This window comes from Martinezella lusitana, assembly GCF_010668395.1.
In the GTDB taxonomy this organism is placed as follows: Bacteria; Pseudomonadota; Alphaproteobacteria; order Rhizobiales; family Rhizobiaceae; genus Rhizobium; species Rhizobium lusitanum_A.
On sequence record NZ_WUEY01000010.1, the window covers coordinates 171,460 to 184,999 of the forward strand.

Annotated in this window: 11 protein-coding genes; 8 read left to right on the plus strand and 3 right to left on the minus strand. The window is 60.5% G+C overall.

Features of this window, described 5'->3' with window-relative positions; genetic code table 11:
- Position 1 precedes the first annotated feature (1 nt).
- Positions 2 to 1,987, plus strand: a complete 1,986-nt coding sequence (fhuB, locus tag GR212_RS21445; protein WP_163989180.1) for a Fe(3+)-hydroxamate ABC transporter permease FhuB — start codon at positions 2 to 4, stop codon at positions 1,985 to 1,987.
- A 218-nt stretch (positions 1,988 to 2,205) separates the two neighbouring features.
- Here the strand turns inward: fhuB and GR212_RS21450 are convergent, their stop codons facing one another.
- Positions 2,206 to 2,682: a MarR family winged helix-turn-helix transcriptional regulator gene (locus GR212_RS21450; RefSeq protein ID WP_163989182.1), complete on the minus strand. Its 477-nt coding sequence runs from the start codon at positions 2,680 to 2,682 to the stop codon at positions 2,206 to 2,208.
- Between the two features lie 91 nt (positions 2,683 to 2,773).
- On the opposite strand from GR212_RS21450, the gene GR212_RS21455 reads away from it, so the two are divergent.
- Genes GR212_RS21455 through GR212_RS21475 form a run of 5 tightly spaced genes read left to right on the plus strand, consistent with a single transcriptional unit; the run spans position 2,774 to position 8,901 of the window.
- The gene (locus GR212_RS21455; protein ID WP_163989184.1) at positions 2,774 to 4,009 is read left to right on the plus strand and encodes a M20 family metallopeptidase; all 1,236 of its coding nucleotides are present in this window, start codon (positions 2,774 to 2,776) and stop codon (positions 4,007 to 4,009) included.
- Between the two features lie 33 nt (positions 4,010 to 4,042).
- Positions 4,043 to 5,065, plus strand: a complete 1,023-nt coding sequence (locus tag GR212_RS21460) for an ABC transporter permease (protein ID WP_163989186.1) — start codon at positions 4,043 to 4,045, stop codon at positions 5,063 to 5,065.
- A gap of 45 nt (positions 5,066 to 5,110) precedes the next feature.
- Positions 5,111 to 6,265: a sugar ABC transporter substrate-binding protein gene (locus GR212_RS21465; RefSeq protein WP_163989188.1), complete on the plus strand. Its 1,155-nt coding sequence runs from the start codon at positions 5,111 to 5,113 to the stop codon at positions 6,263 to 6,265.
- Positions 6,262 to 7,869, plus strand: a complete 1,608-nt coding sequence (locus tag GR212_RS21470) for a sugar ABC transporter ATP-binding protein (RefSeq protein ID WP_163989190.1) — start codon at positions 6,262 to 6,264, stop codon at positions 7,867 to 7,869. The genes GR212_RS21465 and GR212_RS21470 overlap by 4 nt, the downstream gene beginning before the upstream one ends.
- Before the next feature lie 12 nt (positions 7,870 to 7,881).
- The gene (locus GR212_RS21475) at positions 7,882 to 8,901 is read left to right on the plus strand and encodes a succinylglutamate desuccinylase/aspartoacylase family protein (RefSeq protein WP_163989192.1); all 1,020 of its coding nucleotides are present in this window, start codon (positions 7,882 to 7,884) and stop codon (positions 8,899 to 8,901) included.
- Between the two features lie 153 nt (positions 8,902 to 9,054).
- Here the strand turns inward: GR212_RS21475 and GR212_RS21480 are convergent, their stop codons facing one another.
- Entirely contained in the window at positions 9,055 to 11,172 is a 2,118-nt protein-coding gene (locus tag GR212_RS21480; RefSeq protein WP_163989195.1) for an NAD(P)-binding protein, read from the minus strand.
- A 131-nt stretch (positions 11,173 to 11,303) separates the two neighbouring features.
- Here GR212_RS21480 and GR212_RS37550 point away from each other — a divergent pair, with 131 nt between their 5' ends.
- Both GR212_RS37550 and GR212_RS21485 read left to right on the plus strand, forming a co-directional pair.
- The gene (locus GR212_RS37550) at positions 11,304 to 11,435 is read left to right on the plus strand and encodes a hypothetical protein (RefSeq protein WP_281411065.1); all 132 of its coding nucleotides are present in this window, start codon (positions 11,304 to 11,306) and stop codon (positions 11,433 to 11,435) included.
- A gap of 106 nt (positions 11,436 to 11,541) precedes the next feature.
- Positions 11,542 to 12,222, plus strand: a complete 681-nt coding sequence (locus GR212_RS21485; protein WP_163989197.1) for a TetR/AcrR family transcriptional regulator — start codon at positions 11,542 to 11,544, stop codon at positions 12,220 to 12,222.
- Between the two features lie 182 nt (positions 12,223 to 12,404).
- Here GR212_RS21485 and GR212_RS21490 read toward each other — a convergent pair whose 3' ends face one another.
- Positions 12,405 to 13,532, minus strand: coding sequence for an NAD(P)/FAD-dependent oxidoreductase (locus GR212_RS21490; RefSeq protein ID WP_163989198.1), 1,128 nt, complete (start codon positions 13,530 to 13,532; stop codon positions 12,405 to 12,407).
- Positions 13,533 to 13,540: the final 8 nt, after the last annotated feature.

A 13,540-nucleotide genomic window follows, 5' to 3' on the forward strand; every position in this document is an offset into this window, starting at 1 on the left:
CATGAGACCGCAGACTCCATCCTCCGGCACCAATGCACTTGTCATCGGCGGTCTGGTGCTTGCGCTGGCCCTCGTGCTGACAGGGTTCAATCTCAAAACCGCGTTTCCGCGGCTTGAATGGCACGATCTGGCGCAGCGAGCCCGCGAGGGGGATCTGCTCGCAGCCATCGCATTCTATAGCGCATTGCCGCGTATCGCCGTCGCCATGCTTTGCGGTGCCGGGCTTGCCCTGTGCGGAACCATGTATCAGCAGGTGCTTGGCAATCCGCTGGCGGAGCCCTCGACGCTTGGGGTCTCTTCGGGTGCCTATCTTGCGGTATCGACCTTGTCCTGGCTGCTGCCAGGCCTGGGTATGCCGGAGAGAATCCTGATCGCCATGGCAGGAGCGGGGCTCGCCATGGCGCTGGTGCTGATCCTGGCCTGGGGTCACGGATTGTCGGTTCTTGCGTTGTCCTTGAGCGGATTGACCCTGAATCTCGTCTTCGGCTCGCTTGCGTCGATCATCATCACGTTCCATCGCGACGGCATGGTTTCATTGTCGTTTTGGGGATCGGGCGCTCTTCGGCAGAATGACTGGAGGGCGGCCGAAACCCTGGTATTCACCCTGTTTCCCGCCATTGCGGCTCTTGTTCCCGTCACGCGGTCGCTCTCGCTGTTCAGTGTCGGCGATGAGACAATGTCGGGATTGGGCGTTTCGGTCCGAACCTTTCGCCTGATGACGCTGGCGCTGGCCACATGGATCGCGGCCGTCATCGTCGCCTGTGTGGGAATAGTAAGCTTCGTCGGGTTGACCGCTCCCTGGCTTGCTCATCTGTTTGGCGCCAGGCGAATGACGGAGCGGCTATTGGTGTCCGCCATGGTCGGCACCGCGCTGCTACTGGCAACCGATCAGCTGCTAGTTGCATTCGGACCGATGGCGCAGTCGATTCCCGCCGGCTCGTTGACGGCCTTGGTCGGTGCGCCGGTGCTCCTTTGGATATTGCGCAAGCCAAGGGCGGCACAACCGGCTGCCGCTGCGAGCGCTTCCATTTTTTCCGTCCCGCGCCCGTCGATCATCCCGGTGGTGCTTCCTCTTGCGATGTTTGGCATGGCGGCGGCCATGATGATCGGGCGGGACGCCCACGGCTGGCATATTCTCGACTATGATACGCTTGCAAAGGTTCTTCCCTGGCGCTGGCCGCGCGTGCTGGGCTCGGCTGCCGCCGGAGCAGCATTGGGGATTGCCGGTTCCGGCTTGCAGCGACTGACCGGCAATCCGATGGCAAGCCCCGAGGTTCTCGGCGTTTCAAGCGGCGCGGTTCTCGGCGCTCTGCTTGCCATGTTCGTTGCCTCGCCGGATCTACCTGTCACCCAGGACATCGGAGCCGTCGTCGGCTCAGCGGTCGTGGTTGCGCTTCTGGCGCTGCTCGCGCGCCAGGGAAGGTTTGCGGCGGGGCATGTTCTGATGGTCGGAATCGGGCTCGGCACGGTGCTCAGCGCAATTTCCAGCGCATTCGCACTTCTGCCCGATCCGCGCTTTCAGATCCTCCAGCTCTGGATTGTCGGATCGACGGACGGCATCTCGCCATTCTCCGCTGTCCTTGCGGCTATCGTCGCAACGGCTGGCTTCGCCGCCGCCTGCCTGCTGCGACGCTGGCAGGCCATGCTGCAGCTCGGCGCGCCGTTCGCCGCCGCCGCGGGCGTGACCGTCGGCCGGGCGCAAATAGGGATGCTGATGCTTGTATCGGTCCTTTGCGCAATTGCCACATTGATTGTCGGCCCGCTTAGCTTCATCGGCCTCATGGCGCCCCATCTCGCAGAAATACTCGGGGGCCGGCGTGTCGTTCCTCACCTGGTTCTGACGACAGCCTTGGGGGCGCTTGTCATGGTTCTGGCGGATTGGCTGGGCCGGAATCTCCTGTTTCCCTACGAGGTTCCCGCCGGTCTTCTTGCCACGTTCGTCGGTGGTCCATACTATTTCTGGCTCTTGCATAAGCGTGCTGTGTAGGAGCGTAGGCGGCGGCCGACGAAAGCTTGGGGGCAACCATCATGGCCCGATACGAAGCTCGAAGAGCCGGTTGCCAAGGTCTCCGGCATTTGGCCGCGAAGCTTAGGGCGATCTTGCCGGCTGGCTAAAACCGCCCAACGCACCCGGCGCCGCTTCATCCCCGGCCTCATTCGGCAAATGCCCGGGCTTCACATCTGGATGATGACGGAACTGGTCGCTCAGTCGTCAGGTCTCGCATTTTCATCCAAGTGTTCGACGCGCGGCTTCCATTCCGCCAGCTTTGCCAGGCATCTGTCGAGTATTTGAAGTTCTTGCTCGGTGAGCACCTTCAACATGTCCTCGTTCATCGTATCTCCGATGATGTCAGCTTGCTCTGCGAGTTTATCCCCTGCCGGGGTCGCCTGAAGAAGGAATTGCCGGGCATCCTCCTTCGATAGAATCCGTTCGATCAAACCGCGCTTTGCCAAGTTGGTGATGAGGCGCGAGACGAGTGTCCTGTCCAGATTGGATTCCTGAACGACCCAATTGACCGGCTGGCCCGGCGTTTCCACGACAATGGTCAGGATGCGCAGGTGCTGTATGTCAAGGCCGAATTCTCGACGATAAACCTTGTCGGCAGCCTCCTTGGCAGTGCGAGCCACCTTCTCCAAGCGAATGTTCATGTAGCTCCGAAACGAACGCTTCAACTGCACCATTGCCAAATCCTCAAATATGTTATATCTCACAATATGTGCAAAAATAACATAATTATCGAAATCACATATTGCTCCGTAGGGATACGCTAACATGAAGGTTGCTGGCAATACGGGGGTTCAGTCCTTGAAAGACCGGGCAAATCGAGCCGTCGACTCGTTGGCGCCAACGCTCGTATCGCTGTCGCTACGGATCCACGCCAATCCCGAACTCGCTTTCAAGGAATTCGAGGCGTCCGCGGCTCTGTGCGATACGCTCGAAGACCTTGGCTACGCACCCCAGAGGGCCGCATATGGTCTCGAAACCGCCTTTGCCACGGAATTCGGCAGTGCCGGACCCTATGTCGCTCTACTTTCCGAATTCGACGCCCTTCCGCAGGTGGGACACGCTTGCGGACACAACATCATCGCTGTGACGGGGCTCGGCGCATCGCTGGCGCTCGCTTCTCTCGGCGGTGATCTTCCAGGCCGCGTCCGCTATTTGGGAACGCCCGCGGAAGAGGATGGTGGCGGAAAGGAGCTCATGGCCCGTCGTGGCGCTTTCGACGGTGTCGATTGCGCAATGATGGTCCACCCTTCTACGGAGGATGTCGCTGCCTACCCGTTGCTTGCGGTCAATGACGTGACCGTCCGATATCACGGCCGCGCAGCCCATGCCGCCTCATGCCCGGAGGTGGGTCTGAATGCGCTGGACGCGCTGGTATCAGCCTATCAGGCCATATCCGCCCTGCGCCAGCATGTGCCGGCGGGTCAAAGGATTCATGGAATCATCTCGAATGGAGGCGCGGCTTGCAACGTGGTGCCGGACCTCGCCGAAGGGCATTTCGCCGTCAGGGCTCCGACGCTTGAGGCGTTGCGCTCGTTGCAGGCCCGGGTCAATGCCTGCCTTGAGGCCGGGGCTCTGGCGACCGGGACCAGGGCGGAAATATGCTGGAATGACGTTGCCTACGCGGATATGCGCACCAACTGGCCGCTGGCGAAAGTCTATCAGCACAATGCCGAGGGCATCGGGCGGACCTTCGAGCGGTTCGAAGATATTCCGATTGCGCGCGCTGCAAGCTCGGACATGGGTAATGTAAGCCATCGCGTACCATCTATCCATCCGATGATTGCGATGGCTCCGAAGGGAACGGCCCATCATCATCGTGATTTCGCGGTTTGGTCGGCTTCCGACGAAGCTATGCGGGCGGCGATCGACGGCGCCAAGGCTCTGGCGATGACGGCAATCGATTTCATGACTGACGCGGACCTGCGGCAACGAGTCGGTGAAGCTTTTCTCGGCGCTCAAGCCAATCAATCCAGCGGTGTGCTCAGGCCGGCAGCGAAGTAGAGAGCGTTTCGTCTGAAAGGGAGGAAGATTGTGATGACTATCCAGGGTGAGGTGGCCTTGAACTTGAAGAACGGGGAAAGCAAACAGCCAAGAAACCACTCGGCGTCGCGCCTGGATCCCGGCGAAGTCGCGAGCCGTTATGGACTCCTGATCGCCTGGCTTGCGCTGGTGTTGATCTTTTCGATTGCAAGCCCGGAGATATTTCTGAGCAAGGCGAACTTTGCCAACATATTCGGGTCGCAGGCCATACTGGTCGTGATGACGATGGGCATGATCGTTCCCCTCATCGTCGGTGAATTCGATCTCTCCATGACCGGCCTGATGTCCTGTTGCCTCATGATTATCGGGGTGCTGAACGTTCAATATGGCTGGCCGATCGGATGGGTCATACCTCTCGTCGTCCTGCTTGGGTTGGCGGTTGGATTGATCAATGCCTTCATCGCCGTTCGAATTGGCGTCGACTCGCTTGTTGTGACGCTGGGCATGGGAACCTTGCTGACGGGGGCTTCCTACGGCATTAGCGGGCTCAGCATCATCGGAATATCTCCGGTGCTGACCGAACTTGCCAGAACCAAGGTATTCGGCATCCAGATGGCTTTCTACTACGGCCTCCTGCTGACCATCGTCTGGTGGTACATCCAGCGGTTCACCCCCTTGGGCCGAAATATGCTTTTCACGGGCGCGAGCCGAGAGGTGGCGCGCCTGTCGGGCATCGATGTCGATCGCCTGCGCGCGGGCTCTCTCGTCGTGTCCAGCCTCATCGGAGCCGTTGCTGCAATCATTCTTGCCGGTGTTTTGGGTTCGGCCGACCCCAATGCGGCAAACGGATACCTGCTTCCGCCGTTCGCTGCGGCTTTTCTGGGCGCGACGGCGATCACGCCCGGGCGGTTCAATCCGTGGGGTGCCTTCATCGCGGTCTACTTCCTGATAACGGGGATCGTGGGCCTGCAAATACTCGGTCTTTCCGGCTGGATCGAACAGGTCTTCTACGGGGGAGCCTTGGTCGTAGCCGTTACCTTGTCGCGCCTGGCGGCCAATCGTCTCAGGAAGAACTGACGACGCCGAGGCGTTCCATCTATTCATGAAGCGGAGGAGAAAATCATGAAACACGAATCCTATAAGGCCGGTTTTCCCTGGAAGGCGAGAGGGGTCTTCACGGTGTCGTCGGTCTTGGTGATGATGTCTTTGGCCGCCCCGGCGCGGGCTGACGACACGTCGCTGACCGGGCAGGCAAAGCAGATCGTCGAGAAAGCAAGTGCGGCTTTTTCGGAGGGCTCCGGGGCATCTGCTGTCGACGTCGGTCAAAAGCTCTCCGGAAAATCGATTTTCTTTATTTCGGCCGGCCTGAGCTTCGAATTCAGCCAGGAGGTCCTCAAGGGCGTGCAGGACGCATCCGGTGAACTCGGGATGAAGGTCGTTACGGCCGACGGCCCGGATTCGTCGCAGGCATCGGCGGCAATCGATCGCGCCATCAGTCGGAGCGCATCTGCGATCGTGCTGCAGGGCATCGATCCCTATACCGTCCAAGCCTCGATATCGGATGCCGGGAAGGCCGGCATACCGGTCGTCAGCACCGCTGCCATTCCGGCGGGTCCGCTGCCCAAGGACATCGCGGATGCGGGCCTTTCGGCGAATGTGAACATCTCGGTTGTCGACGCCGGCAAGATCACCGCCGCCTATATTGCCGCGAAAGGCGAGCCGGACGCGGAGGTGGCGCTCATCAGCTGCTCCACCTTCCGCTCCGACACCGTTTTTGCCGAGGAATTCACCAAGGAACTGGTGCGGCTATGCCCCGGTTGCCAGATCATCCACAAGGATTCGCCGCTGCCGCAGTGGCAGACGACTTTGCCATCGCTGGTGCGCACCTTGATCACGGTAAACCCGAAGATCACCTATGTCGTGCCCTCGGTCGATTCCATGGTGCCCTCGATAAAACCCGCGATCATTGCCGTCGGCGCGGGTGACAGGGTCAAGATCGTAACGAGCAATGCGTCCCTGCCGGATATGCAGGCCATCGCCCTGAAGACGGACCAGGAGGTTGCCAATCTCGGCGCCTCCAACGAGCGGATGGGGTGGGCTACCGTCGACCAGATCGCACGCCTGCTTACCGGCCAGCCCGCGATCGACAATGTCGAGCCGCAGCGGTTGTTCACCGTGGACAATATCGACGGCGTGGATCTGACCAAGCCCGCCACCACATGGTACGGCTTCGATTTCCGAAGCTATTATCGCAAGCTTTGGGGCATGAAATCATGAGCCCGGCAAATGACATGGCGGTTGCCGATCCGGTGATCTCGCTGCGGAACATCTCGAAATCATTCGGTCCGCGCAAGGTTTTGGATGGCGTGAATCTCACGCTCTCGGGAGGGCAGGTACATGCGCTCCTCGGGCAGAACGGGTCCGGAAAATCAACACTCATCAAGATCCTGTCAGGCGTATACCAGCCTGACGACGCGGGGCAGCATGGCCGGATGCTCCTGCGCGGCGAACCGGTCGACCTGCCTCTCGATCCCAATTTTGCCGCAACGGCCGGGATTGCCGCGGTCCATCAGGATCTTCCCATCATCAATTCCGCCAGTGTACTGGAAAATCTGATGATCGGACGGTTCGAGACCGGGCGCGGGTGGCGGATCGATTGGCGTCGCGTTCGCAATGACGTGGCACGGGCCCTTGGCGAATTTGGCATTCACGCAACGCCGGAGCAACTCGCGAGCGACCTGCCGGAAGCCGATCGCGCCATGCTCGCCATCCTTCGAGGCCTGAAAGGGTTGCCGTCCGACAGGCCCGGCGTGCTCATCCTGGACGAGCCGACCGCACATCTTCCCCGCGATGGGGTAGACCGGGTCTTCGCCGCGATCCGGAAAGTGGCAAGCCAAGGTCACGCGGTGGTGCTGGTGACACACAGGCTCGACGAGGTTTTTGCCGTCACCGATATGGTATCGGTTATCCGGGATGGCATCATTGCGCACGTAGCCGGCACAAAATCATGTACCGAACGGGAGCTGGTCAAGGCCATTCTAGGTTTTGAGCTCGATGCGCTTTATCCGGAAAGGCAAACGAATGCCGGCGAAATCGTCCTCAACGTGGAAAACCTCTATGGGAAGCGGGTCCAGGACTTGTCCCTCGTTGCCCGCCGGGGCGAAGTGGTGGGCGTTACCGGCCTGATCGGCGCGGGCCAGGAGGAAATTCCGTATCTGCTCTACGGTGCAAGAAAGGTAAGTTCCGGTTCGGTAGCCGTGTGCGGCCAGGCTTTTTCGCAAGCCGAGCTTTCACCCGCAAAATCCATTCGTGCGGGAATGGCCCTGTTGCCTGCCGATCGTCGCAACGCCTCGGGCGTCGGCACCGCTTCCGTTCGTGAGAACGTCAGTCTGCCGATCCTGGCCCGCTTCCTGAAGAACGGCATCTTGCGCGAGAAGTCCGAGCGGAATCATGTCCGCGAGCTGCTCGGACGATTTGAGGTTCGGCCCCTGGATCCGGAGCTGCCGCTTTCGGCGCTCAGCGGCGGCAACCAGCAGAAGGCGCTGCTTGCCAAGTGGTTTCAAATGAAACCCGATGTGTTGCTGCTGCATGAGCCGACGCATGGTGTCGACGTGGGTTCGCGGCGGACCATTTTTCGATTGATCAAGGACGCGGCCGACCAAGGCGCGGCCATTGTGCTGTTCAGCACCGAGTATGCCGATCTGGCCAATCTCTGCGATCGTGTCGTTATCATGCGGCATGGCCGCAAAAGCGCCGAACTCAGCGGAGCCTCGCTCAGCGAGCAGCGGATTGTGGCGCTGTGCATGATGGACGAGCAAGGCTCGACCCTCGGGCAAGATGAAATGAGCGACGCCAGTGCGCCTGCTCCGGTCCTTAACTGAAAGAGACAATCTATGAAGCCGATCAAGATCGGGGAAATCAACGCCGAACCCGGTAAGAAATGCCGAACCTCGCTTGGAGCCATTCGCACTCCCTCCGGTTCCGAGCTGAGCATTCCATGCATGATAGCTCGCGGCGTGGAAGACGGTCCGACGCTGGTTCTTTCCGGCGCGACCCATGGCGACGAGATTGCAGGGACGGGGGCAATCATCCGTCTCATGCAGGCGCTCGATCCGTCGAAGATGAAGGGATCGGTCATTGCTCTGCCCGCGGCGAATGTTGCAGCTTTCGACCAGGGAGCATATTTTACCCCACAGGACAGTCGCAATATGGCGTCCGGCATCTATTGGGCCACTGACCCCAAAAGCACCATGACGGCGCGGATGGGCGCGCTCCTTGGTCCCCTCTATCAGATGGCTGATTACTACATCGATATCCACGGCAATCATGAGCCGTGTGTCCCCATGTCGATGATGAATCTCAGTTCCGCGCGCGATTTGGCGGTTCGGGAAAAAACCATCGCGCTTGCCGATGCCTTCGGCGTGACGCCAGTGGATATGAGCGACCCTGTCGCGCATCCGGACTGGGTCGGTTCGGCCGACGACTATCCCGTCCCCACGGCCATGGCGAATGGCGTGCCGGCGCTGATGGTCGAGCTGATGATGTCGCGCACTTGCATGGATGCCGAACGGGGCCGCAAGGGTGTGATGAACGTCATGCGAATGCTGGGAATGATGGAGGGAAGCCTGGAAGAGCAAGTGTCGCCGAAGTCGCTTCCCGGGCGCTACAAGTATTGGGGCTCCCTCAGTTCTCAGGCGGCGGGCCTGCTGTGGCCGAAGATTGCGCCGGGCGAACTGGTTTCCAAGGGGGAGGTGGTCGCGGAAATCACCAATCTTTATGGTGACGTCCTGGAAGTCGTTGTCAGCCCCGCCGACGGATTCATCTGGGCGTTTACCGGCGCGCTGTATGGCTCTGGAACCTTTGCCTTGCCCGAAGGGTCCGATATCGGCTTTTTCGCAGAGCGGGTTTTATAGTCGATCGTCGGATACCTTCGATATTCAGGAAGGATGCCGTGCTCGATCTATTGTTAGAGGTAAAGGCGGCTGTGCCCTCGGGCTCAGCCGCACTTTCTTGCGGTTGGGCGGCTTTGCGGCCGTCCTTGAGGCGGTGACGCCCTGCGCCGACCGTCAGTACAGATCGGCGGTGAGTTTCCCGGGTGTTGCATTGCCATACAGCATGGCAATGTCCTCACGTTTGAACGGCACGCGACCGTCTTCGGGCGCGGTGCCATAGCCCTGCGCGTATTGATGCCCGGAATATACAGCGGATGCTATCAAGCCCGGAGCGAGACAATCGCCAAGCCTCGTTACGGACTTGATGCCCGCATCCGCCCATTCGCATTCCCGCGCCTTCATAGCCAGCCAGAGGTCTTCGTTGGGCAGGCGTGCCGTCACGGGGACCAGTGTCGCACAGTCTATCGAGCTCAGCTTGCCGCTATAGACACATGACAGCGTCAGGCTGTCGCGCGTTCTCCCGGCAAGGCCGACCGACGGGATGATCTGGACCCCGAGATCGATCAGGCGCTTCTGTATGCGCGACTGTTCAAGCGTGTAATTGCTCCAGGGTGAAACCTGCGGCTCGGGCGTCAGGAAAATGACATGCCGGCCGGCTTCGACGAGGACTTCGGCGAGAACGCTGCCCAGGTAGAACGAATCGTCATCGTAAATGACCACCGGGCCATCGTCGGTCACTGCCTGGCCTCCCTCGTCAATGACCGCGTCGGGCGACACGATCTTCCCCTCGGAGAGAAAGGCAAGCGGGAGGCGGTGCGTGCGGCCGACGCCATCGCAACGCCAACGGCTGCCTGTTGCGAGCGCGATATGCGGCACTCCGTACTGCAGCACGTCGTCGACGGTCAACGGGCTTTGCAGGTAGATCTGCGCGTTTGGGCGCACCTGCAACTGCCCCACGCGCCAGTCCCGGACACGCGCCCAGGTCGCCAGTCCGGGCAACCTGCTTTCCCGCGTAATCCGCCCGCCCCACTCGTCGCCGCTGTCAGCCAGAACGATATCGACGCCAGCCTGCGAAAGGGCGCGGGCGGCTTCGAGACCCGCGGGGCCGCCGCCTATGATCAAGGCCGGCTCGGGGCGGTCTTTTACAGACAGCCGCTCGGGATGCCATCCTTTGCGCCACTCCTCGCCGATCGTCGGGTTCTGAGTACAGCGCATCGGTGTGTTTGTGTTGTCACCCGAGGCACAGATGTTGCACCCGATGCATTCGCGGATGTCATCGATCCGTCCCTCCTCGATCTTTCTCGGAAGGAACGGGTCGGCGATCGACGGGCGCGCCGCTCCTATGAAATCCATGATGCCTTGCCTGATCACCCGCACCATGCTGTCGGGTGATGTGTATCGTCCGACGCCGATGACGGGCTTGGTCGTCACCGATTTCACGAAGCCGATGTAGGGTTCTTGATAGCCCTCTTCCGAAAAACGCGCTGTCTGACTGTCGTTGGACCAGTTGGACAGGTTGACGTCCCATAGATCGGGCTCTTCCGCGAGTGCGGAGATAACGTCCCGGCCTTCCCCTTCGCTGGTGATCCCGGCTGGTCCGAGCAACTCATCGACGGCAAGGCGAACGGCGATGGCACAGGTGTCGCCAACCGCCTCCTTGGTGTCGCCGAGAATCTCCCGGAAGAGCCGCAGCCTGTTCTCGAAGCTGCCGCCATACTCGTCGGAACGGTGATTGTGGCGCTTGGACAGAAAGTGCTGCAGCACGCTCATATCGTGCCCCGAATACAGGTAGATGATGTCGAAACCGGCCCGTCTCGCACGGATGGCGGCCTCGCGATACCAGCGTCGCATGTCGATGATGTCGGCCTTGTCCATCGCGCGCGCTTGAACCGGATCAAGACTGTCGCTCACCGAATTCGACGGCGCGAGCGGAATCATTCGGCTGAAGCGGTTGGCGACATGCAAGCCATTGTGAACCAGCTGGATCGCTGCGAGGCTTCCGTGAGCGTGGATTCTTTCTGTTACTGCCGCAAGCGTCGGCAGGTCCCCGTCGTCCCAAAGGCGGGCCTCGTTTGCGGGCGTCAGATCGGAGGTCGGGTGGATTTCCGCCTCCTGCGTCGAAACGACCGCCCAGCCCCCCTCCGCCTTGATCCCGCGAAGATGGGCCTCGGCATTGGGATAGCGATAACCCATCCCCGAACAGTGCGGCACTTGATAGAATCTGTTGCGGGCCGTCAGCGGTCCGATCCGGACGGGTTCGAAGAGGATATCAAACCGGGGGTCGCGTTTCATGGTGTTCCCTTATTGGTTGTGAATATGCTCGCCCTATACGAACAGGTGCCCTGAGCACAGGAAGGATATCGCGTTGCTTGTTCCATGCAAGCAAAAAATTATACGATCGTATAATATCTTGTAACCTACTGATGAAATGGCCGATCCGTGTCGGTTCCGCCGTCCAGACGGTGCGGCAGGGCGATGCGAGAAAGCCGATCACCGCCCCGCCCGGCCTCCTCGCAGACCTCTTCGAGGCACAGCCGGAGACGCGTTTGACATGATGCGGGTAAGACTATGTAGGTGAGGCCAAGGCGGCCATATGCCCGTATAACAAGCTTGAAATACCCGCTCGTTCATCTATGAGGGGGTGAAACATAAAATATATCAATGGCATCGTTACCCATGGCTCGCCAGCGTGAGGATACCGGTTTGACGAAAAACGATCCGACGAAATCCCGGGCGCGCTTCCGTCGTGAGACCCCTGACGATCGCCGTCGACAGCTGGGCGAAGCGGCGCTGCGCTGCATTGTCAAGCATGGAAACGCAGGTGTTTCCGTGCGCCAGATCGCTGCCGAAGCCGGCGTCACTCAAGGATTGATCACGCATCATTTTGGCGAGCTGAACGAACTTGTCATCTATGCCTTCGACATTATGGCGAGTGAGATGCTGCAGGGATTGATGAACGTCGTCGATCAGGCGGATCCTACGCCGCAAGGTCGCCTGAACGCATTCATAGAAGCATCGTTTTCGTCGATGCTGTTCGATCGTGATGTTCTCGGCGTATGGGTCGTTTTCTGGGGGCTCATCCTGCATTCTCCCAAGCTAAGTTTCTCGCAGCAGCGAGAGTTCTCCGGCTACGTGAAGGCTGTCGAAGCTCTCTTGAAGGACCTTGCGGATGACGAGGAAATTGCCGTTGGAGACATGCGGCTTGCAGCGCTTTCCTTCAGCGCGTTGCTGGACGGCCTGTGGCTGGCGTGGTGCTTGAACCCGACGACTTTCAAGCCCGAGGAAGGCGTTCAGTTGTGTCACAACTGGATCAAGGGATTGCGGCTAGGCGCCTACGCATAGCGAGTGCCCGCTCCGCCACATCGCTTCCATGAACTCGGACGCTTGGTGCCGAGCCGAAGAGCGCTCAGGCGGAAGCCAGCGACGCCACAGATCCAGGTTTGATCGAACCGATCTGGTTGCGACGCCGACGGCCCCGTCATGGCCAGCCCACCATCGTGAGGTGGCCCGCGTTGCCCGAAGTCCTACTTGTGGAAGCGTTCCGGCCTGAACTGGGCGAAAAGAGGGTGGCGCTTGCCCGTGGCGATTTCGTCGGCAAGGAGTTCGCCTGCGATCAGCCCAAGGGTCGCGCCGCTATGGCTGAACGCGACGAAATACCCTGGGATGGAACGCAGTTCACCAAAAACCGGCTCGCCGTCGCCTGGGATCGGCTTCAGGCCGACACCGAAATCGTTCAGCTCCAGTTTTGGATGCCCCTCGAGAACCTTCGACGCCTCCTCAAGCAACCCGTCCAGAGTGCTTTGACGGATGTCGTAGCTGCCGTCTTCCTTGACGCCCACTTCCTCCTCGGACCATGCCGAGTCAAGTGCAAACGCACCGTCGGGCGTCGGCCTGATTGCGACGCGAGGGGTGTTGAGGACCGCCTTTAGCGGGTGTTCAAGAGGCTTTGTGCGGACAAGCAGCGCGACCGGCGTCTGATCGCCGATATGAATTCCCGCCTCCTGCACGATGGCAGGCACTTCTCCGCCCGCGGCAAGCAGAACCGCATCCGCCGGCCATGTCTTTCCGTCGGCGGTCCTTACGCCGATTGCCCGACCATTTTCGACCTCAACCGTCGCCCGTCCGGCACCCGTTTCGATCATGCCGCCGAGCGACTGGAATTCCCCGGCAAGGACCGCGATCAGGGATGGCAGGTCGACCCAGCCTTCACCGGGATTGAAGATGGCGCCCTGCGGCGTGATCCGGGCGCCGTCGATGCCGGGAACGGTCGCGGCGATGGTATCGACGTCGACTGATATGGCGTGGTATCCGAGCTCGCGCTCATAGTCGAACACGGCGGCGATCTGATTGGCGCCGTCGTCGGCGTCCCAGGTCAGGCCGCCATCGAAGCGCAGCCACTTTGCGTCGGGATATTCGTGCGAGAGCGTCCGGTAGCGATCGATGCCGGCGAGGCGCAGCCGATGATAGGCGTCGGAGCGCATTCTCGATGAGTTCAGCCAGGCCAGGGAGCGCCCGGAAGCCCCGTTGGCGAGAGGGCCGTCATTGATCAGCGTCGTCTTGATGCCGAGCCTGGCGAGATGAACCGCCGTCGACATTCCGAAAATACCGCCACCGACGACGATCACATTCTCTGGTTTCTTTCGTTCGCTCATCTTCATGG